The organism is Streptomyces sp. NPDC055025 (assembly GCF_053608565.1).
In genome coordinates this window covers 43950-70900 of the sequence record NZ_JBSGVS010000002.1, presented here as the reverse complement: position 1 = coordinate 70900, position 26951 = coordinate 43950, and the positions used below count along the sequence as shown (strand labels likewise).

Annotated in this window: 16 protein-coding genes; 6 read left to right on the top strand and 10 right to left on the bottom strand. The window is 70.1% G+C overall.

What is annotated here, in order from left to right:
* Positions 1-31 precede the first annotated feature (31 nt).
* Genes ACWGDX_RS01610 through ACWGDX_RS01595 form a run of 4 tightly spaced genes read right to left on the bottom strand, consistent with a single transcriptional unit; the run spans position 32 to position 6487 of the window.
* Positions 32-913: a carbohydrate ABC transporter permease gene (locus tag ACWGDX_RS01610; RefSeq protein ID WP_453621128.1), complete on the bottom strand. Its 882-nt coding sequence runs from the start codon at positions 911-913 to the stop codon at positions 32-34.
* The gene (locus ACWGDX_RS01605) at positions 910-1995 is read right to left on the bottom strand and encodes a carbohydrate ABC transporter permease (protein WP_453621126.1); all 1086 of its coding nucleotides are present in this window, start codon (positions 1993-1995) and stop codon (positions 910-912) included. The genes ACWGDX_RS01610 and ACWGDX_RS01605 overlap by 4 nt, the downstream gene beginning before the upstream one ends.
* A complete protein-coding gene (locus tag ACWGDX_RS01600) occupies positions 1992-3365 on the bottom strand; it encodes an ABC transporter substrate-binding protein (protein ID WP_453621124.1) in 1374 nt (457 codons plus the stop codon). Before ACWGDX_RS01600 ends, ACWGDX_RS01605 begins: the two co-directional genes overlap by 4 nt.
* On the bottom strand, positions 3362-6487 hold the full coding sequence (locus ACWGDX_RS01595; RefSeq protein ID WP_453621122.1) for a family 78 glycoside hydrolase catalytic domain: 3126 nt from the start codon (positions 6485-6487) through the stop codon (positions 3362-3364). The genes ACWGDX_RS01600 and ACWGDX_RS01595 overlap by 4 nt, the downstream gene beginning before the upstream one ends.
* A gap of 401 nt (positions 6488-6888) precedes the next feature.
* On the opposite strand from ACWGDX_RS01595, the gene ACWGDX_RS01590 reads away from it, so the two are divergent.
* The 4 genes from ACWGDX_RS01590 to ACWGDX_RS01575 all read left to right on the top strand — a co-directional run bounded on the left by ACWGDX_RS01590 (position 6889) and on the right by ACWGDX_RS01575 (position 14653).
* Positions 6889-8490, top strand: a complete 1602-nt coding sequence (locus tag ACWGDX_RS01590) for an alkaline phosphatase D family protein (RefSeq protein WP_453621120.1) — start codon at positions 6889-6891, stop codon at positions 8488-8490.
* A 332-nt stretch (positions 8491-8822) separates the two neighbouring features.
* Positions 8823-10352 carry a helix-turn-helix domain-containing protein gene (locus tag ACWGDX_RS01585; RefSeq protein ID WP_453621118.1) on the top strand — a complete coding sequence of 510 codons (1530 nt, stop codon included), beginning with the start codon at positions 8823-8825 and terminating at the stop codon, positions 10350-10352.
* A gap of 354 nt (positions 10353-10706) precedes the next feature.
* Positions 10707-12500, top strand: coding sequence for a protein kinase domain-containing protein (locus ACWGDX_RS01580; protein WP_453621116.1), 1794 nt, complete (start codon positions 10707-10709; stop codon positions 12498-12500).
* 239 nt (positions 12501-12739) lie between these two features.
* Positions 12740-14653, top strand: coding sequence for an FHA domain-containing protein (locus tag ACWGDX_RS01575; RefSeq protein WP_453621114.1), 1914 nt, complete (start codon positions 12740-12742; stop codon positions 14651-14653).
* 130 nt (positions 14654-14783) lie between these two features.
* Here the strand turns inward: ACWGDX_RS01575 and ACWGDX_RS01570 are convergent, their stop codons facing one another.
* On the bottom strand, positions 14784-15137 hold the full coding sequence (locus ACWGDX_RS01570; RefSeq protein WP_453621112.1) for a VOC family protein: 354 nt from the start codon (positions 15135-15137) through the stop codon (positions 14784-14786).
* Positions 15138-15342: 205 nt separating this feature from the next.
* Positions 15343-18735 (bottom strand): S8 family serine peptidase, encoded by a 3393-nt coding sequence (locus ACWGDX_RS01565; RefSeq protein ID WP_453621110.1) that lies wholly within the window; start codon positions 18733-18735, stop codon positions 15343-15345.
* A 256-nt stretch (positions 18736-18991) separates the two neighbouring features.
* Here ACWGDX_RS01565 and ACWGDX_RS01560 point away from each other — a divergent pair, with 256 nt between their 5' ends.
* Positions 18992-20581 (top strand): hypothetical protein, encoded by a 1590-nt coding sequence (locus ACWGDX_RS01560; protein WP_453621108.1) that lies wholly within the window; start codon positions 18992-18994, stop codon positions 20579-20581.
* 91 nt (positions 20582-20672) lie between these two features.
* On the opposite strand, the gene ACWGDX_RS01555 is transcribed toward ACWGDX_RS01560, so the two are convergent.
* On the bottom strand, positions 20673-20843 hold the full coding sequence (locus tag ACWGDX_RS01555; protein WP_453621106.1) for a hypothetical protein: 171 nt from the start codon (positions 20841-20843) through the stop codon (positions 20673-20675).
* Positions 20844-21225: 382 nt separating this feature from the next.
* On the opposite strand from ACWGDX_RS01555, the gene ACWGDX_RS01550 reads away from it, so the two are divergent.
* Positions 21226-21642 carry an ATP-binding protein gene (locus ACWGDX_RS01550; protein WP_453621104.1) on the top strand — a complete coding sequence of 139 codons (417 nt, stop codon included), beginning with the start codon at positions 21226-21228 and terminating at the stop codon, positions 21640-21642.
* Between the two features lie 63 nt (positions 21643-21705).
* Here the strand turns inward: ACWGDX_RS01550 and argF are convergent, their stop codons facing one another.
* The 3 genes from argF to ACWGDX_RS01535 all read right to left on the bottom strand — a co-directional run bounded on the left by argF (position 21706) and on the right by ACWGDX_RS01535 (position 26787).
* A complete protein-coding gene (gene argF / locus ACWGDX_RS01545; protein WP_453621102.1) occupies positions 21706-22722 on the bottom strand; it encodes an ornithine carbamoyltransferase in 1017 nt (338 codons plus the stop codon).
* A gap of 224 nt (positions 22723-22946) precedes the next feature.
* Positions 22947-24179 carry an arginine deiminase gene (locus tag ACWGDX_RS01540; protein ID WP_453621100.1) on the bottom strand — a complete coding sequence of 411 codons (1233 nt, stop codon included), beginning with the start codon at positions 24177-24179 and terminating at the stop codon, positions 22947-22949.
* Between the two features lie 76 nt (positions 24180-24255).
* Complete coding sequence (locus tag ACWGDX_RS01535; RefSeq protein WP_453621098.1) at positions 24256-26787, bottom strand: polynucleotide kinase-phosphatase; 2532 nt, start codon at positions 26785-26787, stop codon at positions 24256-24258.
* Positions 26788-26951: the final 164 nt, after the last annotated feature.

Genomic DNA, 26951 nt, shown 5'->3' with positions numbered 1-26951 from the left:
GACCTCTTCGGCTTCTTCGGCACCCGGGCGCTCAGCCCTTGAGTCCGCCCGCGAAGCCCTTGATCACATAACGCTGGAGCAGCAGGAAGACCACCAGGACGGGCAGCGCGGCCAGGACCAGACCGGCGAAGACCAGACCGTAGTCCGAGACGTACTGGCCGACGAACGAGAACACCCCCACGGGGACGGTCTCCTTGCCCGAACCGCCCAGATACAGCAGCGGGGTGAAGAAGTCGTTCCAGATGAAGACGGCGTTCAGGATGATCACGGTGCCGGTGATCGGCCGCAGCAGCGGGAAGACGATCCGGGTGAACGCCTGGCGGTGGTCGCAGCCGTCGATCAGCGCGGCCTGCGCGTAGTCCGGCGGCAGGGCGCGGATGAAGCCGGTGTAGAGGAACACGGTGAACGGGAGCTGGACGCCCGTGTAGAAGAGCACCATGCCGTGGTACGTGCCGAGCCAGCCGAGACTGTCGACCAGTTTGTACAGGGGGATCATCCCGAGCTGGAAGGGCAGCACGATGCCCAGCAGGAAGAGGATGTAGAGCCCGTAGCCGAGTCCGCGTGCCCGGCGCGCGAGACAGTAGGCGGCCGTGGAGCCGAGGGCGATGAGCAGCAGCAGTCCGGCGACGGTGATGACGGTGCTGCTCACCAGGGCCGGGCCGAGGGAGGCGGAGGTCCAGGCGTTGCCGAAGTTGGCCCAGGTGGGCGGCAGGGGCGGGGACAGCGGCGACTCCGCGATCTGCCTCGGGTCCTTCATCGCCAGGGCGATCAGGGCGTACACGGGGAAGAGGAACACGGCAGCGGCGGCGGTCATCAGCAGTTCGAGACCGTAACTCCCGTACCTGGGGCGGTGCTTGCGTGTGCGAGGGGACTTCGGTCCGCCGGGGGCGGTGGTACGCGCGGTGGTGTTCACGCGGTGACCTCCCGGGCGCGCAGATAGCGGAGCTGGACCAGCGAGACGGCGGCGACGAAGAGCGCGAGGACCAGGGCGACGGCGGTGCTGTAGCCGAACTTCCCGAAGACGAAGGCCTCCTTGTACAGCACGGTCGACAGGGTCTCGCTCGATGTGCCGGGGCCGCCGTTGGTGGCGGCGTAGACCTGGTCGAAGAGCTTGAGGCCGCCGATGGTGGACAGCATGAGGTTGATGGTCAGCGCCGGGGCCAGCAGCGGCCAGGTGACATGGCGGAAGCGCTGCCAGGTGCCCGCGCCGTCGATCCTGGCGGCCTCGTGGAGTTCAGCGGGCACGCCCTGGAGCCCGGCCAGGAAGATCACCATGGAGTAACCCGCGTACTGCCACACGACCATCGCGGCCACGGACCAGAGCGCGAGCGAGGGATCGCCCAGCCAGTCCTGCCGGAGCCCGTCGAGGCCGACGGCGCCGAGGACCGCGTTGAGACCGGCGCCGTTGTCGGGGTTGTAGACGTACTTCCACAGGAACGCGACCATGACCGGGCTGACCACGGCGGGGGCGAAGAAAACGATCCGCAGCAGCGACCGGGATCTGATCTCGGCGTTGACACCGAGCGCGAGCAGCAGACCGATGCCGTTCTGGACGACGACGACGGCGAAGGTGAGCAGCAGCGTATTGCCGATGGACTCCAGCGCCCGGTCGTCGTCCAGCAGGGTGCGGAAGTTGTCCAGCCCGACGAAGGAGAAGTCGCCGACGCCCGACCAGTCGGTGAACGCGTAGCCGACACCGGCGAGGCTCGGGTAGAGCACGACGAGCGCGTAGACGGCGAGCGCCGGGACGACGAAGATCCAGGGCGGGACGGTGGGATCGCGGCGGACCGGACCCCGGTACCGGAGCCTGACCCGGTCCCGGTCCCGGAGCCTGAGCCGGAGCGGGCGGCGCCGACGGGGGTGACCGGCCTCGGTGACCGTGCCCGACGCGGCGGGTCCGGCTGGGGGTCCGGCAGAGGAGCCGGCCGGGGGTCCGGCCGGGAGTCCGCTTTCTGTTCCGGTCCCCGAAGTGGCGCCCCCGGGACGGGAGTTCACGACTTCTTCCTGTAGGCCTCGTCCATCCGCCCCAGCGCGCCCCTGACGTCCGTCTTCCCGGCGAGCAACTCCTGTACGGCCGCGAAGTGGGCGGGCTGCACCTCGGCGTTGGGCCAGCTCTGGTCCATGAAGGGGACGGCGCGGCCGGAGTCGATGATGGGCAGGAACTCGTCCAGTACGGGATCGATCCTCGTGGACGGACCGCGTTTGAACGGGATGGCCGAGACGGCCGTGGCCCAGCGGTCGATGTTCTCCTGCTGTCCGAGGAAGGCGATCAGCTTCTTGGCCCTGGCGGTGTTCTTGGCGTGCGCGGCGACACCGAGGCCGACGACGATGCCCGCCGGGATCCACAGCCGGCCGGGGTCGTCGCCGCCGGGGAAGGGGAACATGCCCAGGTCGTCGGGGGACGCGGCGGCGGCGCGGAAGTTGGAGAGTACGGCGGAGACCTGGACGGCCATGGCCGCCTTGCCGCCCGCGACCAGCGCGGTCTGCTGTTCATAGGTGGTGCCGTTGGGGTTGTCGTTGAAGAAGCCCCGGCGCTGGAGCTCCTGGTACCTGCCCATGGCGTCGGCCCAGCCGGAGCCGGCGAAGGTGGCGCGCCCGGCGGCCATCTCCCGGTCGAAACCGGCGTTACCGGCGTAGACGGCGTTGGGGACCAGGGCGTAGGTGATGAGCTGGGTGACCCAGGGGGTCTGGGCGCCGAGTGCGATCGGCACGACGCCCCTGGCCTTGAGTTCGGCGCAGACGTCGAGGAGCGCGGCCCATGTCCTGGGTGGCTGTAACCCGGCCGCGGCGAAAACCTTCTTGTTGTAGATGGCCCCTATGACACTGCTGCCCGCCGAGTAGAGATACGTCTTGCCCTCGTACCGGTAGGCGGCGTCGAAGTTCCTGGGGATGCCCTCGGTCCACTTCTGGTCGCCGAGGTCGGTGAGCAGCCCCGCCCTGGCCAGCTCGACCATGGACATCGCGCTGCCGCTGCCCGGGAAGAGCACATGGACATCGGGCGCGTTGCCCCCGGCGAGCTGGGTGCGTACGACGGTCTGCACCTGGTCGGTGGGGGCGAAGGAGGTGCTGAAGCGGTCGTCCGGGTGGGTCCTGCGGTACTCGGTGAGCAGTTCGTCCATCGGCTTCTGCTGGTCCGCGACACCGACGACACGGATCTGTCCCGATCCGCCGCCCTGACCGGAGCACGCGGTGAGGGCCGGGGGAAGCGCGGCGAGGGCGGCGGCGCCACCGCCGATACGGAGGAACCCCCGTCGGCTGACCGTACCCCGGCCGCCGGCCCCGCCCGCGCGGGCCGCCGTACCCGTGCCGCCCGCCGTACTCAGGCCCGGGACGGGGCCCGGCTCGCTGCGAGAACCCATGGTCATGGTGTGTCCTCCTCGTGGGAGCCGGCGGACGACGGCGCCGCCGGGCTTGGTGTGCGTCGGCTCGGGGTGAGGACCGGTCGCGGCCGGTCCGCCGGGGGCGTGACGGCGTACGCGCGCGGCTCGGGCGGCTCGGGCGGCTCGGGCACCGCCCCCGCGGCGCCCGGGGGCCGGCCGGCCGGTGTGAGGACGGCGGGAGGAAGGACGGCCGGAGTGAGGACGGCGGTGAAGCGGTAGCGGCCCGAGGCGACGCGATAGACGGCGTGGTCGGACCCGGTCGCCAGGAGCGAGATGTGGTCATGGCCGGAGCCGGAGCGGGCACCGGAGTCGGAGCCGGGACGGGAGCGGGGACCTGGGCCGTCGTCACCGCCCCCGTCGTCACCACCCCTGTGGTCACCGCCCCCGTCCGCCGGCTCCGCGCCCGGCGCCCGGACCGAGCCCGGGTCGCTGGTGGGCACGCGTACCTCGGCGGTGGCCCCGGGCGGCACCTGGACATCGAGGTCGAACCGGTCGCCGTCCCGCCGCCAGTTCACCGCGATCGTGCCGCGTACGGATTCGTAGCGGGCGCTCGCGTGGGTGAGCGCGCCGGGGCGGGGGCGGATGCTCAGCTTCCGGTATCCGGTGGAGTCCGCGCTCTGGTCGAGCCCCGCGACACCTCGGTAGAGCCACTCGCCGATCGAGCCGAGCGCGTAGTGGTTGAACGAGTTCATCGACGGGGCCCGGAAGCCCGTCTCCGGGGTCCAGCCGTCCCAGCGTTCCCAGATGGTGGTGGCGCCATGGCGCAACGGAAACAGCCAGGAGGGCACCTCCGTACGGCGCAGCAGCGCGTGGGCGAGATCGTCCCTGCCGTACGCGTCCAGTACGGGCGCGGCGAGCGCGACACCGAGGAAGCCGGTCCTGAGGGCGGGACCCGCGGACTCGATCAGTTCGGCCAGCCGGTGCGCGGCGGCGGCGACGCCGTCCTCGGGCAGCAGGCCGAAGGCGAGCGCGACGAGATAGCCCGTCTGGGTGTCGCCCGCGATCCGTACGGTGGCGCCGTCGTCAGCGGTGGTGACGAACCGTTCGACGAAGACTTCCCGGATGTCGGCGGCCAGCCGGTGGTAAGGGTCCGCGACATCCGGCCGGCCCAGGGCGTCGGCGGCCCTGGCGGTGAGACGCGCGCTGTGCGCGAAGTACGCGGTGGCGATGACCTCGCGTGGGGTGGGGGTGCCGGGCGCCAGCCAGTCGGAGAAGTGCGGTCCCACGCGCCTGCGCCAAATCAGATCGGGGTTGTGACGGTGGATGAGATCGACCCAGGCGCGCATACCGGGCAGCGCGCGGGAGAGAAAGCGCGGATCGCCGTAGACGCGGTAGAGATGCCAGGGGATGATCACTGCGCCGTCGCCCCAGCCGGGGGCGCCTTCGTCGGCGACCCCGACGAGGCGCGGCGCGACATTGGTGAAGCCGCCGTCCGGGGTGCGGGCGTCGTCCACATCGCGCAGCCACTTGGTGAAGAACGCGGCGACATCGGCGTTGAGCGCGGCCGTGGGCAGGAAGACCTGCGCGTCGGCGAGCCAGCCGAGCCGTTCGTCGCGCTGCGGACAGTCGGTGGGCACACTGACGAAGTTGGAACGCTGTCCCCAGCCCACACAGGCGTGCAGGCGCCGCAGCTCGGGGTCCGAGCAGTCGAACTCGCCGGTCCACGGGGTGTCGCTGTGCAGTGCCACGGCGACGATGTCGTCGGCGCCGAGCCGGTCCACTCCGCTGATCTCCGCGTACCGGAAGCCGTGGTAGGTGAAGCGCGGCTCGAAGAGGACGGGTGTACGGCCGTCGCCGATCAGTACGTCCGTGGCGGCGGCGGTGCGCAGATTCGCCGTGTAGAGCCCGCCCGTCCCGTCCAGCACCTCGGCGTGGCGTACGACCACCCGGGCGCCGGGGGCGAGTCCGTCGACGCGGAGCCGTACCCGGCCGGCGAGGTTCTGGCCGAAGTCGACCACATGGACTCCGTCGCGCGGACGGGTGATGGAGCGCGGGCGCAGTTCGGCGGTCGCCCGTACGGGCTCGTCCACGGAGGCCACGAGCGGCCGGTGGTCGGTGTCCGCGATCAGGGCGGGTGACCAGTCGGAGCAGTCGAAGCCGGGCAGTTCCCAGCCGTCGGCCGCGTACCGCAGGTCATGGCACTCGCCCATGAGCAGATCGGCGTGGCGGATCGCTCCGGTGCGGGTGCGCCATGACCCGTCGGTGACGATCGTGGTGGTACGGCCGTCGGTGCCGGTGAGATGCAGCTCGGCCAGGAACTGGGGGTGTGAGCCGTAGTGGGCGCCCGCCCTGCGCGGTTCGAAGCCGACGAATCCGCTCCACCAGCCGTCGGCGACGGTCGCCGCGAGGACGTTCTCGCCGGACCGGACCAGCTCCGTCACGTCGTACGTCTGGTACTGGATCCGGCGGGTGTAGTCGGTCCAGCCGGGTGCGAGTTCCGCGTCACCGACCCGGGTCCCGTTGAGCCGGACCTCGTACAGCCCGCGCGCTGTGACATGGAGACGGGCGCGGGTGACGATGGCGGAGACGAAGGTACGGCGGAAGAGCGGGCAGGGGGCGAGGCCATGGGCGTCGAGGGCGTGCTCGCCTTCGGTGGGTGCGTCCATGACATCGATGGGGCGGGGGTCGTGGGAGATCCAGGAGGCTCGCCAGGGGCCGGGTTCCGACGGAACGGCGGGTTCCGACGGGACGGCGGGTTCCGACGGGACGGCGGGCAGGGCGGCGGGCGGCGGCACGCCCGGCGGTGCCGGGGCTTCCGACGCCGTGACGGACATCGCGGTCTCGAACCAGGAGGTGGCCTCCGCCGGAGCGGCCGTCCCGGCCGGCCATACGGCGACCCGCCAGTGGTAGCGCGTACGGGCCCGGAGCGCGGGTCCCTCGTACACGGCGCCGATCGCGTCCGGATCGTCGACCCGGCCCGAGTCCCAGCGGGGCCGCCCGCCCTCGTCCAGATCCTCCGGCCGTTCCGCGACCCGGATCCGATAGGCGGTCGGATCATCACCCCGGTGATCGGATGTCAGACGCCAGGACAGCAGCGGAGCGGGCTCGTCGATTCCCAGGGGAGTGGTCCGGTGGTCGCATCGCAGGGCGTAGGGCCGCAGGGACACGAGCACGTCCTTCCTTCGCGCCGGGAGCGACGCGGCGCCATCGGCTGTTCGTCCGTTCGTCCGCCCGTCGTCACCTGTCCGCCGTGAAGACGACCCTCTTTGAATGTGAAATCTAACGTGAATTCTGTGGCGTGGAGACTATGAGCCCCCCGCGAGAGGTGTCAAGAGTGTTACCGACGCGCTCGACCACCCATCTCATAGCGTGACCGAACTCCCCATACAGGGCGCCCGGGACAAGCGTCGCACCGGGGGTCGCACCCCCACGGCGGGTGCCCTTGTGGCCCACGATCCCTGTGTGATAGTCACCGTGTGATTACCACATGAACGGACGTTAAATCACGTGTGATCCCGCCCTCGGGCGGCCGGGATCACGCACGACGAACGGACCAGCCTTCATGAGAATGAACAGTGGAACCGGCGGCATCAGAGGCCTGGAGAGACGGGCGGTGCTCAGCGCCGGCACCGTCGCCCTGGCACTCGCCGCGAGCGGACTGTCGGCCACCGGCGCCAGAGCCGCGGAGCGGTTCCGCGAGGACCCCTTCACCCTGGGCGTCGCGTCCGGCGATCCCTGGCCGGACGGATTCGTGCTGTGGACCCGGCTCGCCCCCCACCCCCTCGCCCCCGACGGCACCGGCGGGATGACTCCGTACCCCGTCGACGTCCACTGGGAGGTGGCCACCGACGAACGCTTCCGCCATGTCGTCCGCAGCGGGCGGACCCGCGCGGTGGCCGAACTCGCCCACTCCGTCCATGTCGAGGTCTCCGGCCTGCCGGCGGGGCGTCAGTACCACTACCGTTTCCGGGCCGGCGGGGTCATCAGCCCCGTGGGCCGTACCCGTACGGCGCCCTCACCGTTCAGCCGTCCCAAGGTCCTGAACTTCGCCTTCGCGTCCTGCCAGGCATGGTTCGAGGGCTTCTACACCGCGTACCGGCATCTCGCCGAGGAGGATCTCGACCTCGTCCTCCATCTCGGCGACTACATCTACGAGAACCCCATCGACGCGATGGGCGGGGTACGCAACGTCCCGGTGGCCGCCGAACTGCGCCCCGAGCCGATGGACCTCACCCAGTACCGCAACCGGCACGCGCTGCACCGCTTCGACCCCGATCTCATCGCCGCGCACCAGGCCCATCCGTGGGCCGTCGTCTGGGACGACCACGAGGTCGAGGACAACTGGGCGCGGGACGTCTCCAAGCTGGACAACGAGGCCGACCAGGATCCGGCGGTCTTCCGCACGCGGGCCGCGGCGGGGTTCCAGGCGTACTACGAACACCTTCCGCTGCGGCTGCCGAACAAGCCGAGGGGCTTTGACGCCCGGATGTACCGGAGTCTGCGGTACGGCCGGATGGCCACGTTCCATATCCTCGACACCCGGCTCTTCCGTGACGACCAGCCGTGCGGGGACGGCACCAGAAGCGGTTGCGCCGAACGGCTGCTGCCCGAGCGCAGCATTCTCGGCGCGGAGCAGGAGCAGTGGCTCTACCGCGGCCTCGGGCGCTCCGACTCGACCTGGAATCTCATCCCCCAGCAGATTCCCGTGGGCCAGGTCGACACGGACCCGGGTCCCGGCCAGTCGTTCGTCATGGACTTCTGGGACGGCTACGCGGCCTCGCGCCAGCGGCTCTTCCAGCAGTTCGCCGACCGCGATGTGAGCAACCCCGTCGTACTGACCGGCGACATGCACCGCCATCTCGCCGCCGATCTCAAGCGGAACTACGACGATCCGGACTCACCGACGGTCGGTGTCGAATTCGTCGGCAGTTCGATCGCCACGGGCAAGGACGGGATGGACCTGGACCCCTCGGGAGCGAATCTGCTCGCGGCCAACTCACATATCAAGTTCACCAACTTCCAGCGCGGATACGTCCGTTGCCAGCTGACACCGAAGACCTGCCGCGCCGACTTCCGGGTGCTTCCCTACGTGACCACCCCCGGCGCTCCCGTCTCGACCCGTGTCTCCTATGTCACCGAGGCGGGCCGGCCCGGAGTGAAGCCCGCCTGACCGTCCGTACGGCTCACCCGCACCGCGGCGTCACCCGTGCGGCGGCGCAGCGGTTGCCGGGGCGGCCCCCGGGTGCACAGGATCGGACATAGGTGGCCGTCCCGGACACGCGTCCGGGCCGTCCGCCTCGGCCTGCCCTGGGGTCCGTCCCTGGTCCGTCCGGGTCTGTCCTGGTGGATATTCCGGTCATATCGTCCGGAAAATCCCCCTGGATTCCCTCTCGGACTCCCCCATGGCTCCCCTATGGCCGGTTTGGATACACCCGGGCGGCCGTCACCCCAACGGCACTCCCCAGTATCTCTCTTATCTCACAGCTGAGATAACCTGCCTCTATGGCAGACGACTACCTCGTACGCATCGGCAAGCTCATCCGAGACGCGCGCCAGCACCGGGGCTGGACTCAAACCCAGCTCGCCGAGGCTCTGGCCACCAGCCAGAGCGCGGTGAACCGCATCGAGCGCGGCAACCAGAACATCAGCCTTGAGATGATCGCGCGCATCGGTGAGGCGCTCGACAGTGAAATCGTGTCGCTCGGCTATGCCGGGCCCATGCATCTGCGGGTGGTCGGCGGACGCCGGCTCTCCGGGGCCATCGATGTCAAGACGAGCAAGAACGCGTGTGTGGCACTCCTCTGCGGCTCGCTGCTCAACAAGGGCCGTACGGTACTGCGCCGGGTGGCGCGCATCGAGGAGGTGTTCCGGCTTCTGGAGGTGCTCAACTCCATCGGGGTGCGGACCCGCTGGATCAACGACGGCGTCGACCTGGAGATCGTGCCGCCCGCCGAGCTGGACATGGAGGCGATCGACGCGGAGGCGGCCCGCCGTACCCGCTCCATCATCATGTTCCTCGGCCCGCTGCTGCACCGGATGGACAGCTTCCGGCTGCCGTACGCGGGCGGCTGCGACCTCGGTACGCGCACCATCGAGCCGCATATGATCGCACTGCGCCGGTTCGGGCTGGACATCGCGGCGACCGAGGGCCTCTACCACGCGCAGGTGGACCGCTCGATCACCCCGGGCCGCCCCATCGTGCTGACCGAGCGCGGGGACACCGTCACCGAGAACGCCCTGCTGGCCGCCGCGCGCCATGACGGCGCGACGGTCATCCGCAACGCCTCGTCCAACTACATGGTCCAGGACCTGTGCTTCTTCCTCGAAGCGCTGGGCGTGCGGGTCGACGGCATCGGCACGACCACCCTGACCGTGCACGGGGTACCGAGCATCGACGTGGACGTGGACTACTCCCCCTCCGAGGACCCGGTCGAGGCGATGAGCCTGATCGCCGCCGCGGTGGTCACCGAGTCCCAGCTCACCATCCGCCGGGTGCCGATCGAGTTCCTGGAGATCGAGCTGGCCGTGCTGGAGGAGATGGGCCTCGACCACGACCGGTCCACCGAGTACTCCGCCGACAACGGGCGCACCCGGCTGGTGGACCTGACCGTACGGCCCTCCAAGCTGGAGGCCCCGATCGACAAGATCCACCCGATGCCGTTCCCGGGCCTGAACATCGACAACGTGCCGTTCTTCGCGGCGATCGCGGCGGTGGCCCAGGGCAAGACCCTGATCCACGACTGGGTCTACGACAACCGCGCCATCTATCTGACGGACCTCAACCGTCTGGGCGGCCGCCTCCAGCTCCTCGACCCGCACCGCGTCCTGGTCGAGGGCCCGACCCGCTGGCGCGCCGCCGAAATGATGTGCCCGCCGGCCCTGCGCCCCGCCGTGGTCGTCCTGCTGGCCATGATGGCGGCCGAGGGCACCTCCGTCCTGCGCAACGTCTACGTCATCAACCGCGGCTACGAGGACCTGGCGGAACGCCTCAACTCGGTGGGCGCGCAGATCGAGATCTTCCGCGACATCTGATCCGACGACACCGCCGCACCCCGTCCGACCTGCCATGTGGCGGGTCGGGGAGGGGTGCGGCGGCATCTCCGGGACTTCTGCGGGACTTCGAGAGCTGAAGCGCGGCGGACGGTGTCCGGTGCCGACCAGGTTCTGTCCCAGAAGGCGCTTCCCCCTTGTGTGGGTGGTGACTTAGTGTGTGCCCGCAGTCGGCAAGTCGCCCGCCCCGTCCGCCCACCCTGTCCCCGGCAACGGGCGCCGGTTCGGGTTCTTGGATACTGGGGGCACGATGGGGAACGACGCGGACGCCACTCATGTGGACGGCCGGCATCGACACGCCCCGGTCATTCGCACGAGACAGGAAATATGAGCCCGATGCCTCATGATGACGCGGCCTCGACCGACGAAGCCGCCGAACGGCTGATAGCCGGTCGCTATCGCCTACGGTCCGTGCTCGGCGAGGGCGGTATGGGCACCGTGTGGCGGGCCCGTGACGAGGTGCTGCACCGTGAGGTCGCCGTCAAGGAGGTACGCGCTCCGGCCGGACTGGCCAGGGAGCAGGTCCAGCGGATGTACACCCGCCTGGAGCGGGAGGCCCTGTCGGCGGCGCGCATCAGTGCTCGGAGCGTGGTGACCGTCCATGACGTGACCACCTACGACGGCCGGCCCTGGATCGTCATGGAGTTCGTCCGTGGCCGCTCGCTCGCCGAAGTCATCAGCTCCGAGGGCGCCCTCTCCCCGCAGAGGTCCGCGCGTATCGGTGCCGAGGTGCTCGCCGCTCTGCGCGCCGCGTACGACGCCGGAGTGCTGCACCGCGATGTGAAGCCCGCCAATGTCCTGCTCGGTGACGACGGCAGGGTGGTACTCACCGACTTCGGCATCGCCACCCTTGAGGGGGATACCGCGCTGACGATGACCGGCGAGGTCATCGGTTCTCCCGAATATCTGGCGCCGGAACGGGCGTTGGGCCAGATCCCCACCCTCGCGTCGGATCTCTGGTCCCTCGGCGCGCTGCTCTACACAGCGGTCCAGGGCCGGTCGCCCTTCCGCCGGACGACTCCCCTCGCCACCCTGCGCGCTGTCGTTGACGACCAGTTGCCTCCGCCGCACCGGGCCGGGCCCCTCACGTCCGTCATCGAGCGCCTGATGCACAAGGACCCCGCCGAGCGTATGTCGCCCGACGAGGCCGAGCGGGAGCTACGCGCGGCGGCCGCCGACACGGCGGTACCGTCCGCGCGGCCCCCCGTGCCCGCCGACGGGGAACTGCCCACCGCCGAGACTTCGTTCGGGGCGACCGCGGAGGGTGCCACGGTCGGGTCACCGACCACGACAGCGGCATCGCCGGTCCCGGGGAACACCACGGATACCGGGGAGATGACGACGGCTGCCGATATTCCGACAGCGGGGGTTCCCGCCGCGCCCCGGCCCGCCGTTCCGGAGTCTGAAACCGTGACCGCGGTCGGCATCCCCAACTCCCCTGGGCAGCCGACGCTTTCCGATTCAGCGACGACCGCCACCACGACGGCAGCCGCTCCGGCGCCACGCTCCCCGGAGGCCGGCCCGGCCGCGGACACCGCCAGGCCACCCGTCATATCGGCAGGACCCGCAGGACCGGCAGGACCGGCGGCAGGGTCCGTATCCGCGACGCCCGCCTCGGTATCCGGCTCCCAACCCGCACGGCGGCGCGTCGGATACCTGATCGCCGGGGGAGCCCTGGTGCTCGCCCTGGTCGCCGGAGGACTGGCCTACGTGCTCGGCAACGACGACCAGGGGACCGGTACGAACGCCGGCTCACTCCTGGAGCAGGGCGACACGGCCGGGCAGCCCGTCTCGGTCAGCGTGGAGGGCGGCTCGACCACATACACCGGAAGCTGCCCCGCCAATGACTCGTCCCCGCGCTTCACCGCGACCTTCACGGTCGCCGAGCTGCCCTTCCAGTTCTCGTACCGCTGGGTCTCGGCGAACGGTTCGGTGATCGACAAGGAGTGGCGGTCGCTGGCGTTCGAGGAAGGCGGCCCCCGCACCCATCAGGAGTCGGTGCAGCTGTCGACATACGCGCAGGCCGGAACGCTCGAAAGCAGCATGGCCGTCGAGATCCAGTCCCCCTTCGAGGCGGTCTCCAACTCGGTGCCGTTCTCGGTGACATGCGTCACGGCGGCGGGCGGGTAGGTTCTTTCCTCACCGGTCGAGACCGAACAAAGGTCCTACACGCGCCACGGTGTGGCATATCCGGCATACTTCAACCGGCAAGGACTGAACCTTTGTCGGGCATACTCGGACGCCTCCGGTCAAGTTCGGTCTGCTGGACCGGAGTTCCTAAGGTGGGCCGGGAACATTCCACTCTCGTGGCGGGCCGACCAGGGATGTGGTTCCTTCGCCCGCAACCGAGACTTTCGCAAGGAGTTTGTGTGTCGTCGGTCATCGTGGGACGTACGGGTCCCTTCGCCGGTCAGAGTGCGGTTCTGGGCGGTGCTCCGCTGCGGTTCGGACGCAAGAGCGACAACGACGTGATCATCGTCAGCGCCAACGCCTCCCGCCTGCACGCCGAAATCCTCACGGAGGACGGCGCGTACGTGCTCCACGACCGGAACAGCAGAAACGGAACCTTCGTCAACGACCGGCGGATCACCCGTCATGTTCTGGTACCCGGCGACTCCATACGCATCGGCGACGAGACCTTCCTGTTCGAGACCCAGGAGGCCCTGGAGACGGTCCTGGTCTCCCCTCTCGAATCGCCCCGTGCCGACGGCCCGGCCGACCCGGGCGAGCTGCGCGTCACGGTCACGGGAGGGGGACCGGTCGGCCTCGCCTTCGCCCTGCTGCTGGAGAAGGCGCTGCCCGGGAAGGTCTCGGTCACCGTCTACGAAGGCCGGTGGATCAACGACGGCGCCAGGGTGGTCTGGAAGGACGAGACCCACGGCAACGTACGGCGCCAGCAGGTCGTCACCGTCCAGAGCCGGCAGTACCTCGCGCTGACCGACGAGATGCAGTCGGTTCTCTTCGGCGACGAGGCGTACAGCTCCGAGATGTGGCCTGTGGGACCCGACTCCGTGGACGGCCGCGCGCCCCGCAACATCCGGATCGCCTACATCGAGGACAAACTGCTGGAGCTGGCCAACACCAAGTCCGCGATCCGCCTCGTACCCGAGCGTTTCGACCCGGCGCAGCCCGAGCACCGGCTCTCCCAGGAGAACGTCCTGGTCATCTGTGAGGGCGGCCGGTCACGTACCCGCGAGCACTTCGCGGACCGTTTCGGCACGGCCGACGCCTCGATCTACTCCCTCGACGGGGAGCACCTCCAGGACGTGGTACTGGGACTGCGTGTCAAGTCTCGGCTCACGGATCCGATGAGCGTCCTGCTGACCGTGTCCCAGAACAGGTTCCTGCTCAACTCCCTGCGCGGCGAGGGCTTCCTGAACATGAGGCTGACGCGCGACGAGGCGCGCAGCGTCGTCGGCATCGATCCGGTCCGGCAGGTCTTCGAGGAGTGCATCGCGGCCCGGCCCTGCGTGATGAGCCGCCACGAGGACAGCGAGTTCGTCTGCCCGACCCACGGGACCCTGTTCCTGCCCGCCCTGCTGCGCAGTTCGCCGCTGTGGAAGCGGATCAAGGAGGGCCTGAAGCTGTTCGATGTCCCCGAGGACGATCTGACCGCCATCACCTCGTTCCGGCTGGACATGGTGCAGCGCCCCCGGTTCACGGCTCAGCTCACACGCCCCACCCCCACGAGCCCCGGAACGTACGGCTTTCTGCTCGGTGACGCGGCCAACGCCATCCACTTCTGGCCCGGACGCGGCCTCAACAGCGGCCTTGCCTCGGCCGTCTCCCTGACCCGCTCCCTCAGCCGGGTGTGGCAGGGCCGTCCGCTGCGCGACGCCGACTTCATCCGGCACGAGGCGGCGATGTCCATGCTCCAGTACCGGCACAAGAGCCGCGCCTGGAACGCCATGGTGACCACCGACGAACAGGGCACCACTCGCGCGATCAAGGACATCGTCGCGATGAGCATGGTGGAGGACGGGGCTGCCGAAGCCCCCGCCGGGCGGTCCGACGACCTGGACATCCTGCTGGACCGTATGCGGGCGATCCGTGAGCGCCTCGCCGTCCGTCTTCCCGGAATGCCCAGCGACGAGGAACTGCGGAGCCATCTGTCGGCACTCGCTCCGTCGACCCTGCGGACCCTGCGGGAGAGCGGTGCGTGGGACACACTGATCGTCGGTGGCGAAGAGGCCGACATCGACATCTTCTACGAACCGAACGCCCCTGCCTTCATAGCGCCCCCGGTCGAGCCTGTGAGCCAGAAGGCCGCCGGAGCGCGGTAGCGGGTGCCCGACCTGGTGTGAGCCGACCGCAGGCCGGTCTGTCCGGTGACCGGGCCCCTGTCACCGGATGGACCGACCCCGCCGTGCGGTGCCCGGTCAAGACGGCGGGCGGGCCCGTTCGGTGCCCGCGTCACTGCCGCCGCGGGCTGAGGACACAGAACTCGTTACCTTCGGGATCCGCCAGGACGACCCACGACTGATCACCCTGGCCGATATCGACACGCTGTGCGCCGTGCGCCACCAGACGAGCCACCTCGGCGTCCTGGTCATCAGGCCTGAAGTCGAGATGCAGCCGGCTCTTGGCCTTCTTGCTCTCATCGAGCCGGACGAAATCCAGCCCCGGCAGGCGATCCGGCGCCGGGCGGATCTCGAACTCCTCGTCGGTGGTGTAGACCACAACCCAGCCAAGAGCCTCGGCCCACCACTGCCCCAGGGCCGCCGGATCCGCCGCGTGAACGATTACCTGTTCCCATTCCAAGGTCATCCGCAGAGCGTAGACCCGTCAGGGCTTCGGAGTACAAGGCCCGGCACCCCTCGTCGGGTCCGTCCGGCCCCGGCCGGATCAGGCACGGGCCTGCCGGTGCCCCGCCGGTGCACGGCCGCCCCCGCCGTCCCGGGCAGGTGGCAGAGCCCGGGACGGCGGGGGCGGGATCGGGACCGGGGCGGCGCCCGGCCGGCGCCGCTCCGGGTCACTTGAGCAGATAGGCCTTGATGACCGTCAGGTCGTAGGCATTGCCGCTCTTGTCCGTGAGCTTCGCCTTGAGCGAGACCGAGGTGGCCTTCTTCGGATGGCTCAGCGTCAGGCTCCGCCTGCCGTCCTTGGCGGTGGTGACCGTGGCCTTGGCCCACTTGGTGCCACCGTCGTAGGAGACCTGTACGGACAGGGACTTGAGGCCCTTGCCCGCCGCCGGGCCCTGGACGGAGAGCGGGACCGTCAGCTTCTTGCCCTTGGCGCCGGCACTGCCCAGGTCGAGCTTCGGGGCGAAGCGGACGGTGGAGAGCGGCAGCGTCACCACGGACTCACCGGCCGGCCTCTTCGAGGTGAACGTCCAGCCCGCGACGATCCGTGTGCTGACCCCGGCCACCGCGGTGGAACGGGACACGTCCGTGCTGATCCGGTACGCGGCCGACGCGGTGGGCAGAGCGTCGGTGTACGCGCAGAGTTCACCTCTGCTGTCGACGAGCTTCCTGCCGCCCGCGGTGATCACGGTCCGCTGCTTGGTCACCGAGGACAGGCCCAAGTGCCCGGAGCCGTCGGTGAATTCGGGGATGCAGACCGCCAGCTCGTTCTGGAATCGCTGGGCGACGCTGTCGCCGCCGGTCTTCGGGCTGAACACCCCGACGTTGTAGGTGTGCTCGTAGGTCTTCTTCGCCTGGTAGGTCCTCGCCCCGTCGGACCCCAGGAACACATAGCCCCCGGCCTCCGTCGCGCCCTGCTGTTCGAGCGCGAACTCCCAGGTGAAGCCCTTGGGCACGGTGACGTAGGTCTTCGCCACGGCGGGCAGGGCGAACGGCCGGGTGACCGTGCCGATCCCGAAGTTGGGTGCGTTCCAGAGGGGGTTGACGACCGCCCGCTGGGACTTCGCGGAGGCGCCGATCCGCAGATTCACCAGCGCCAGTTCGCTCTTGGTCACCTTGTGGGTGAACCCGGTGTGGAGCGAACCGGTGCGGTTGTAGAGCACGTTGTAAGAGGTGCTGCCCTTCTGCCAGGCGCCGCCCACCTGGGAGCTGAGGTCCCGGGCGGGGAGCGCCGCGCCGACCTGCGCGGTCCTGAAGCCCGTGAAGCTGTCCAGGAACCAGGAACTGCCGAGGCCGCCGCTCCGCAGCTCCAGCGAGTAGTTCAGATACGCGGCGACATTCGTCGCGGACTCCGGCGGGGTGATGCTCACCGGCTTCGCCTTGCGGGCGTCGAAGGTGACGGTGGAGTTCGCGGTGACCGAGAGCTTCGGCGCCACCATCAGGGCGATGTCGGAGCCGGGCTTGGATCCCCTGGGGGTCTCGACCGGGGCCTCGATCAGATAACTGCCCCTGGGGACACGGATCTTCGCGGTCCCGTCACCGTCGGCCTCGAAGAGGTCCTCCCAGAAGTCACCGCTGTGGCCGTACACCATCGCGCCGGCCCGTGCGGGCTTGCCCTTGGTGTCGATGAACTTCACCGTGAGGTCGTACGACTCCGCCTCCCGCACGACGCCGAAGGATGTGCGCACGCTCTGGCCGCCCCCGCTCGCGGCGGCGACGACAGAACCCGAGAACGCGCCGTCCAGCGTGCCGGTCCGGGTGTCAGAGATGAGATCGACGCTCGCGTCGCCGCCCGCAGGTACGGTGACCTGCCGCGCGCCGAGCCCGAAGAAACCGGCCGGGGCGGGCTGTCCCTGGGGTCCCGCCGTGTCGAGCGACAGATCGAGGGTGACCGGCTCCGTGCCGCTGTTGCGGTAGGTGATCTGCCGGGTCACCGGGGTGTCGTCGGTGTGCGGCCATTTCTGGAGACCGAAGTTCACCGAGGTCTGCTCGCTGGCCACCGACTGGGTGATCGCCGCGGCCACATCGGTACGTCCGGTGCCCTGCTGGTACGCCGTCAGCCCGGCGGTCGGCCTCGCGGACGCGGCCAGCGTCTGCTTGATCCGCTGTCCGGTCCAGTCCGGGTGCTCCTGGGCGAGGATCGCCGCGGCGCCCGCCACGTGCGGGGTCGCCATGGACGTACCGGACATCGACACATAGCCGTCGGCCGCCGGGGTCCCGAGCCGTCCCTGGGCCGCCCTCGCGGCGACGATGTCCACACCGGGCGCGGTGAGGTCCGGCTTCAGCGAGCCGTCGGCCGTCTGGCCCACGCTGGAGAAGCCGGCGATCTTGTCGGCCCGGTCGACGGCGCCGACGGTGAGCGCGGAGGCCGCGCTGCCGGGCGAGCCCACCGTCCCCGCCCCGGGGCCCTCGTTGCCCGCCGCGATGACGAAGAGGATGCCCTTGTCCGCGGAGAGCCTGTCGACGGCCGCCTCCAGCGGATCCGTCTCCACGGTGTCCAGTCCGCCCAGGCTGAGGTTGGCCACCCGCGCGCCCTGGTCGGCGGCCCACTGCATCCCCGCGATGATCCCGGAGTCCGAGCCGGAGCCCGAGTCGTCGAGGACCTTGCCGTCGAGGATCCGCGCACCGGGCGCGACGCCCTTGTACTTCCCGCCCGACGTGGCCCCCGAGCCCGCGGCGATCGACGCGACATGGGTGCCGTGGCCGACGTGGTCGACGGTGCTGCCCGAACCGGAGAAGTCCCGCTGCCCCACCTCGACGCCCTTGAGGTCGGGATGGGTCTCGTCGACCCCGGTGTCCAGGACGGCTATCTTCACTCCGGTGCCGTCGTATCCGGCCTGCCAGGCGGCCGGGGCGCCGATCTGCGCGACGCTCCTGTCCAGGCTCGCGTGGCGCCTGCCGTCCAGCCACACCCTCGCCACACCGGGTGCCGTGCCGCGCGCCGACCGCTGACCGGCGACGGGCGCGGTGAGGGCGTGCCACACCTCGGACGAGCCGGTCCTGGGCGCGGTGAGCGCCTCCCCCCTGACCGCGGGCAGGCTCCGCCGTACGGAGACGTCCGCGGCCGAGATCGCCGACTTCGCCCGTGCCTTGTCCTCGGTGTCCTTGGAGTACGACACGATCAGCGGCAGGGTCGCGCGGTGCGCGTCGTCGTACCGGTCCCTGATGAGACCGGTCACATCGAACAGCCGCCGGTCGAGAATGCCTTGGGCCACCAGCCGCGACGCGTCGGCCGGCAGGACATACGTACTGTCCCCGACACGCCTGACGGTCGCGCGGACGCTCTCACGCCCCTCGGCGGGCTCGATCCGGGTCACCCGTCCCCTGGCGTCCACACGCACACGGTCCCCGGTGATCAGGGTGACCACGGACGGCTCGCCCTGTGCCTCGCGTGCCTTCGCGGCGAAATCCCCCGGCGCCGTGGCGCCGGATCCCGAGCCCAAGCCCGAGTCGGAGGCGGAGGCGGAGGCGGACGACGTCCCTGGAGCGGCCCCTGTGATGAGTCCCGCCGTGAGCAGCGCCGCCACCATGGCCGCGCCTGCCCTGCTTCGTTTTCCGGACAACTCTCCCCCTGTGTACACCTGTTGAGATGCGGTCATAAATCGAACTAACCCCCGAAGTGAAGCATACCGAGTATGCACGCGATTGATCGTCTTGGGCCCCCAAGTGGGTCCGGGGACCCTGCCGTTGGGTCCTGCTTCGTCTTTACGCTGCCTTCCGTTCGGGGGAACGGTCACGGTGTGGGACGAGGAGTGGATGGTGAGGGGCGCCAGAGGTCTCCCGATTTGGCATGCGCATGGCAATAAGGGCCAGGGCGGGGTGGAGTACGTCGCACTGATCGGGGTGGTGGCCCTCGTCGTGGCGGCGATCGTGGGGCTGACGGTGCCCGACGACGAGGCGGTCGGGCTGAAGAACGCGGTGTGCAGAATCGTTCATGCCGACGATGGCGCCTTCGGGTGCGCCTCGGGTGAGGACGGGAACGGCGGAGACGGGGACGACGGTGGCGGCGGGGACAGCGGCGAGGATCCCGTCGTACCCCCCGACGACCCCTTCCAGCCCGCGAAGTGTCTGCTCTCGCAGGATCAGACCAAGGACACCGTCGTCATCCAGATCCTCTTCATCAAGATCAGCGGCTCGGAACAGCTCAAGGTCCAGCAGTGGTCCGACGGCACGGTCACCGTGGAACGGGTGACGGACAGCAGCGTCGGGGTCACCGCGAGCGTCTCCGCGGGTATCCCGGGGCTGAAGGACTGGGGCGGCAGCGCCTCGCTGAGCGGCACCTACACCAAGGGCAACGGCAGCGGGGGCCAGTGGCTGTTCGGCAGCCACAAGAGCGACAACCCGCAGGCCGATCTGGAGGCCAATCTCGCCGACGCCAAGGCCTTCGCCGAGGCGCTCAAGCAGCAGGACTTCTGCCGCGCCATGATCGGTTCCCCCGTCTCCCCCATCAGCCAGGTCGGCTGTAGCAACAACGCCGTCTCGCAGATGGAGCGGACCAATCCGGAGCGCATGCCGGACGTCGACATCACCAAGACGACCACCGAGGCGTCGGGCGGGGTGAGTTTCGGCAAGTCGTTCAAGAAGGGCAGCGGCGAGGGCGGCAAGGACGGCGAGCCCAAGGACCTCGGCAGCGTCTCGACCGATCTGATCAGCGGCTCCATGACCCAGGACGTGGTGGTTCTCCGTACCAACACCGGCCCGGACGCGGGCAAGGTCACCTTCGTCTACACCTTCTCGGTGAGCGGCAAGGCCGGTGAGGTGGGCCAGGTCAGCGGCACCCGGATGCAGCAGGTGGCGGTCACCTACGACGCGGCCATGTACGACGAGGAGGTGAAGAACGGCCGGCCGCACCGCCCGCAGAAGATGGTGATCACGACCAGTCAGGAGGCCGGTGAGGGGCCTGGGGTCAATATGGGCGCGGGAGCCAACGCCGGGCCCGTGACCATCGACGTCGGCGGAGGCGGCGGTGAGGTGGAGTCCCGGATACACACCGAGTCCGCCGAACTGGTCCTCGACAACGACGCGGACAGCACGCTGGTGGAGGACTGGCTGCGCGGACGCGGCGACTTCCCCGCCGGTGACGCGCTGCCCTCACCCTCCGACGCGGCCGAGGCGCCCGGCGCCGACGCGGGCCCGCTGGAGCGGCTCCTGCACGACAAGGGCAAGCTCTCACGCCTCGACTACAAGGCCAACACCGACTGGTGGAACGCCTCACTCGGCATCGGCTTCGGCATCTCCGCAGGCCAGGTCACCATGGGCTTCAAACTCTTCGGCATCGACATCACCCACGAGCACAAGGAGCAGACGATCACCGGCGACCCCACTTACGCCACCGGCCCCCGGAGCGGCGGCACCCGACCCTGGGTCGAATGGAAGAACTGCACCCGGACCACACCCATCACCGCCTGACCGGCGGCGGCGGCCAGGCGGGGGCCGTGGGCCGTGGGCCGGGCCTGTACCCACGGGGGGACAGGCCCGGCCCGCGGTGGTGGACCACCGGTCAGGGCAGCACCGCGACAGCGTGCTCCCAGCGGCGACCGCCGGAGCCGGCCGCCATGCGCCGGTCGAGGGTGACGGTCGCGTCCCCGTCGACGTCGCGGGTCGGCCGGAGATGGCGCCACTCCTGGGTGCGGGGCGCGGAGCCGGTGAACGGGCTCGTGGAGTGGCTCATGGAGTACGGCCCCCCTCAGCGGACGCTGTCCCTCGCCGGAACGGCGTCACTCATGTGTGACTGTCGTCACAAGTGCGCGATACGTTTCGGGCCGCCCGTACGTTTCGGGCCACCCGTCGCGCCCCGTCCCCGGATCACTCCGGGCCACGCGGCACATGGGCCGCCCGGGGCACTTCACGGACGCGCCGGTGGCCTTTCCGTACCCGCCGAAGGGCCCATCCGCCAGAGGTTCCGAGGGCCAAAGGTCCCGATCCGGGCGGGACTTAGGTCCCTCTTCCGGCGGGCCGCCGCCTCTTGTCCGCGCCCTTACGCTCCGTAAAGTTGAAGCTGATAGCACTTCAGCCTCACGACACCCGCCGAACCCTTGATCGGACCACCCGCCGTGCCGGAAACCTCAGGCCTCCCCTCCTGGCGTGTCGCACTGCCCCACAGTGCGGAAGCAGTACCGCTCGCCCGCGCCCTGGTCCGGACGGCGATCGCGCATCTCGCGGACATGACCGACAGCGACACCGCGGAGCTGCTCACGGCGGAGCTGGTCGCGAACGCCATCAAGCACACACCGGGGAGCGACCCGATCGAGCTGGTCGTGGAACTGCTGCCCACCGGCTGCCAGGTCGAGGTGCACGACCGCGACCCGGCCCCGCCCGGGAATCTCTCGCGCCCGGGATTCGGCGCGATGCCCGATCCCTGGCAGGAGAACGGCCGCGGTCTGCTGCTGATCCATACCCTGAGCCTGGAGTGCGGCCACCGCCCCACGGATCAGGGCAAGGCGGTCTGGTTCACACTCCCCACCTGCTGACCCGCCGACCCGGCCGCCGCCTGACCTGGCCTCCGCCTGACCTGGCCTCAGCCTGACCTGGCCTCAGCCGGGCGCGCCGTCCCGGGCGAGGGTGGCGACCAGTACGGCCTTGATCGTGTGCAGCCGGTTCTCGGCCTCGTCGAAGACGACGGAGTGCGCCGACTCGAAGACCTCGTCGGTGACCTCCAGTTCGGTCAGACCGTGGCGCTCATGGATCTCGCGGCCGACCGCCGTGTCGAGGTTGTGGAAGGCCGGCAGACAGTGCAGGAACTTCACCTCGGGATTCCCGGTCGCGCGCAGGACGTCCATGGTCACGGCGTACGGACCGAGCGCGGCGATCCGCTCGTCCCAGACCTCCTTGGCCTCCCCCATCGACACCCAGACATCCGTGGCCACGAAGTCCGCGCCCGCGACCCCCTCCCCGATGCTCTCGGTGAGGGTCAGACGCGCCCCGCTCTCCTCGGCGGTCTTGCGCGCCAGGGTGACGATCTCCTCGTCCGGCCAGTAGGCGCGCGGCGCGACAAGCCGTACGTCCATCCCCAGCAGCGCGCCGGTGACCAGATACGAGTTGCCCATGTTGAAGCGCGCGTCACCGAGGTAGGCGAAGGCCGTCTCCGTCAGGGGCTTGGCGCAGTGCTCGGTCATGGTCAGCACATCGGCGAGCATCTGGGTGGGGTGCCAGTCGTCCGTGAGGCCGTTGAAGACCGGCACGCCCGCGTGCGCGGCGAGCTCCTCAACGGTCGCCTGGGCGTCCCCGCGGAACTCGATACCGTCGAACATCCGGCCGAGCACCCGGGCCGTATCCTTGGCCGACTCCTTCTTCCCGATGTGCGAACTCGCCGGGTCGATATAGGTCGTCGCCGCCCCCTGGTCCGCCGCCGCCACCTCGAAGGCACAGCGTGTACGGGTCGAGGCCTTCTCGAAGATCAGCGCGATGTTCCTGCCGCGCAGCCGCTGGATCTCGGTGCCCGCCTTCTTCGCGGCCTTCAGCTCGGCGGCGAGCTCGATCAGGCCGCGGAACTCCTCGGCCGTGAAGTCCAGCTCCTTGAGGAAGTGGCGGCCTGCGAGGTGTATCGCCATGGTGGCTGCTCCTGGGGCACAGATAGGAGGGGAGGGGAAAGGGGGTGGTGAAGGGGATGACATACCGGGACCATGGAACTATATACGATTGCCCGTATTGCTATACGATCGCAGAGGGTGCGTGGCGCACCCAGCGCGCGGGGCGCACATACGGCCCGCGGCACATACGGCCCGCGGCGCACATGGCCTCGCGCGGCGGTGTACGCGCTACGGCGGTGTACGCGCTACACAGCGGCGCGCTCGACCGGACAGCTCATACAGCGCGGCCCGCCACGACCACGCCCCAGCTCGCTGCCGGGGATCTCGATCACCTCGATGCCCTGTCTGCGCAGATGGGTGTTGGTGGTGACATTGCGGTCATAGGCGACGACGACACCGGGCTCGACGGCGAGCACGTTGCAGCCGTCGTCCCACTGCTCACGGGCGGCGGAGTGCACGTCCTGGGTGGCGGTCAGCACCCGGATCTCCGGCAGCCCGAGCGCCGCCGCGATGGCGCGGTGCATATGCTCCGGCGGATGGTCGGTGACCTTCAGTTCATGGCCGTCGCCGCCCGGTTCGATGGTGTACGAGCGGAGCATGCCGAGACCCGCGTACTGCGTGAAGGTGTCGCCGTCGACCATCGTCATCACCGTGTCGAGATGCATGAACGCCCGGCGCTTGGGCATGTCCAGCGCCACGATCGTGGTCGCGGAACCGGCCGCGAAGAGCCCTCGGGCCAGCATCTCGACCGCCTGCGGGGTGGTGCGTTCACTCATCCCGATCAGTACGGCTCCCTCGCCGATGACCAGCACATCGCCGCCCTCGATGGTGGACGGATAGTCGTCCTGCCCCTCCGACCAGTGGTGGAAGGCACCGGCCTCGGGGGCGGTGAAGAGCGGATGGTGCTTGTAGACCGCCTCGAAGTGCACGGTCTCGCGCCGGCGCGCGGGCCAGCGCATGGCGTTGATGCTCACTCCGTCGTAGATCCAGGCGGAGGTGTCCCGGGTGAAGATGTGGTTCGGCAGCGGGTCGAGCAGGAAGTCGTCCAGCGCCATCACATGGAAGCGTACGGAGGTCGGCTCGGCGTGCCGCTCCAGGAACTCCCGCTTGGTCATCCCGCCGACCAGCGCCTCGACCAGGTCGGCGGTCGGCAGTTCGTCGAACACCGCCCGGAGATGGCCGGTGGCGAGCGGACCGTACTCCTTCTCGTCGAAGACCCTGTCCAGCACGAGCCGCCGCGCCGCCGGCAGCTCCAGGGACTCACGGAGCAGATCGGCGAAGAGATGCACCTGTACTCCGCGGTCGCGCAGCACCGCGGCGAACGCGTCGTGCTCCTCCTGGGCGCGCCGCACCCACAGCACGTCGTCGAAGAGCAAGGCGTCCTTGTTGCCGGGCGTGAGCCGTTTCAGCTCCAGATCAGGCCGGTGCAGTATGACGCGGCGCAGCCGCCCGGCCTCGGAGTCGACATGGAATCCCATGACCCCATCCTCACCGCATGAGGCGCGATTCACGCGGTGAACGGATGAGGCCCTGGTCTCAAGGCCGGCCGCGGTGTCAGAGCCGGGGGTCCACCGGCTCCGACTCCAGGGCCAGGACCGCGAAGACCGCTTCATGGACCCGCCACAGCGGCTCGCCCTCCGCCAGCCGGTCCAGCGCCTCCAGGCCGAGGGCGTACTCCCGCAGCGCCAACGACCGCTTGTGGCCGAGGAATCGGCCGCGCAGCCGCTGGAGATTCTCCGGGCGGGTGTACTCGGGCCCGTAGATGATCCGCAGATACTCACGGCCGCGCACCTTGATGCCCGGCTGTACGAGCCGTCCCTTCTCGTCCCGGACCAGCGCCGCGAGCGGCTTGACGACCATGCCCTCGCCGCCGCGCTCGGTCATCTCCAGCCACCAGTCGGTCCCGCCGCGGACCGATGCCTCGTCACCCGTGTCGACGATCAGCCGCCGGGTGACCTGGAGCAGACCGGTCGGGTCGTGCTCGACCAGCCGGTCCAGCCAGGCGAGCTGCTGGTCGTGCGGGACCGCCGCGAGGCTGCGGCCCTGGACGGCCAGGAGCTGGAACGGCGCGAGACGCACTCCCGCCAGTCCGTCCGTGGGCCAGCAGTAGCGCCGGTACGCCTCGGTGAACGCCGCCGCGTCGCTCGCGCGGTCGCGCTGCGCCGTCAGCAGCGCGGTGGCCTCGACGCCCCGGGACACGGCGGCTTCGAGCGCCCGGGTCACGGCGGGGAAGGCGGCGCCCGCGGCGGCGCCGACCGCCGCGTACTGCGTGCGCAGCAGACCGGTGGCCTTGAGCGACCAGGGCATCAGCTCGGCGTCCAGCAGCAGCCAGTCCGTGTCGAGTTCCCGCCAGAGCCCGGCGGCCGTGACGGCCGCGCGCAGCCGCTCCAGTATCTCCTCGGTGACCGCGGGGTCGTCGAAGAAGGGACGGCCGGTACGGGTGTGCAGGGCGCCGGTCGGCCCGGCCACGCCGAAGCGTTCACGCGCCGCCGCCTCGTCCCGGCAGACCAGGGCCACCGCACGCGAACCCATGTGCTTCTCCTCGCACACGACCCGCGCGACACCGTCCGAGCGGTACTGGGCGAACGCCTCGGCCGGGTGCTCCAGATAGTGCCCGTCGGCACCCGCGCCCCGGGCCTCGGCGCCGGCGGTCGCGGTGGGTGCCATGGTGGGCGGGAGATAGGCCAGCAGCCGGGGGTCGACCGCGAAACGGCTCATGACCTCCAGCGCCGCCGCCGCGTTCTCCTCGCGCACCGCGAGCCGGCCCATGTGACGGGTCTCCACGATCCGCTTGCCGTGCACATCGGCGAGGTCGAGCGGCCGGCCCTCCCGCCCGCCGGGCGCCTCGGTGGTCAGTGGCCTGGCCGGCTCGTACCAGACCCGCTCGGCGGGTACGTCGACGAGTTCGCGCTCCGGCCAGCGCAGCGCGGTCATCTTCCCGCCGAAGACCGCCCCGGTGTCCAGACAGATGGTGTTGTTGATCCACGAGGTGTTCGGTACGGGGGTGTGGCCGTACACCACGGCCGCCCGGCCCCGGTAGTCCTCGGCCCAGGGATAGCGCACGGGCAGCCCGAACTCGTCGGTCTCGCCCGTGGTCTCGCCGTACAGGGCGTGCGAGCGGACCCGGCCCGAGGTACGGCCGTGGTACTTCTCCGGCAGACCCGCGTGACAGACGACCAGCCTGCCGCCGTCCAGGACGTAGTGGCTGACCAGCCCGTCGACGAACTCCCGCACCCGCGCGCGGAACGCGTCGTCCTCCTTCTCGAACTGCTCGACGGTCTCGGCGAGTCCGTGGGTGTGCTGGACCTGCCTTCCCTTGAGCCAGCGGCCGAGCTTGTTCTCGTGGTTGCCCGGTACGCACAGGGCGTCGCCGGACGCGACCATGTCCATCACCAGACGCAGCACACCGGGGCTGTCGGGACCGCGGTCGACGAGGTCGCCGACGAAGACGGCCGTACGCCCCTCGGGGTGGGTGCCGTCCCGGTAGCCCAGTCTGCCGAGCAGGGTCTCCAGCTCGGAGCGGCAGCCGTGGACGTCCCCGATGATGTCGAAGGGGCCGGTGAGATGGGTGAGGTCGTTGTAGCGGCGTTCGAGTACGACACCGGCGGCGGCCACTTCCCGCTCACCGCGCAGGATGTGGACCTTGCGGAAGCCCTCGCGCTCCAGACCGCGCAGCGAACGGCGCAGTTCGCCGCGGTGGCGCCTGATGACATGGCGCGGCATACCGGCCCGGTCGGGGCGGCCGGCGTTCCGTGCCGCGCACACCTCCTCCGGCAGGTCGAGGACGATCGCGACGGGCAGGACGTCATGCTCGCGCGCGATCCGTACGAGCTGCTTACGGCTCTCGGACTGCACATTGGTCGCGTCCACGACAGTGAGCCGGCCGGCCGCGAGCCGCTTGCCCACGATGTAGTGCAGTACGTCGAAGGCGTCACGGCTCGCGCTCTGGTCGTTCTCGTCGTCGGCGACCAGTCCACGGCAGAAGTCCGAGGAGACGATCTCGGTGGGCTTGAAGTGGCTCCTGGCGAAGGTGGACTTGCCGGAGCCGGTGGCACCGATCAGTACGACGAGGGAGAGGTCGGGCACGGCGAGAGCGCGCGGGGCGGCGGCCGGCTGCTCGTCGACGGCTTCGGTGCCGGTGTTTGTGCCGGTGCTTGTGCCGGTGCTTGTGCCGGTGCTTGTGCCGGTGCTTGTGCCGGTGCTTGTGCCGGTGCTTGTGCCGGTGCTTGTGCCGGTGCTTGTGCCGGTGC

Coding starts and splice junctions, on each gene's coding strand:
- ACWGDX_RS01600 (WP_453621124.1), bottom strand. CDS start 3,365: ATGACCATGGGTTCTCGCAGCGAGCCGGGCCCCGTCCCGGGCCTGAGT.
- ACWGDX_RS01590 (WP_453621120.1), top strand. CDS start 6,889: ATGAACAGTGGAACCGGCGGCATCAGAGGCCTGGAGAGACGGGCGGTG.
- ACWGDX_RS01585 (WP_453621118.1), top strand. CDS start 8,823: ATGGCAGACGACTACCTCGTACGCATCGGCAAGCTCATCCGAGACGCG.
- ACWGDX_RS01580 (WP_453621116.1), top strand. CDS start 10,707: ATGCCTCATGATGACGCGGCCTCGACCGACGAAGCCGCCGAACGGCTG.
- ACWGDX_RS01570 (WP_453621112.1), bottom strand. CDS start 15,137: ATGACCTTGGAATGGGAACAGGTAATCGTTCACGCGGCGGATCCGGCG.
- ACWGDX_RS01555 (WP_453621106.1), bottom strand. CDS start 20,843: ATGAGCCACTCCACGAGCCCGTTCACCGGCTCCGCGCCCCGCACCCAG.
- argF (WP_453621102.1), bottom strand. CDS start 22,722: ATGGCGATACACCTCGCAGGCCGCCACTTCCTCAAGGAGCTGGACTTC.
- ACWGDX_RS01540 (WP_453621100.1), bottom strand. CDS start 24,179: ATGGGATTCCATGTCGACTCCGAGGCCGGGCGGCTGCGCCGCGTCATA.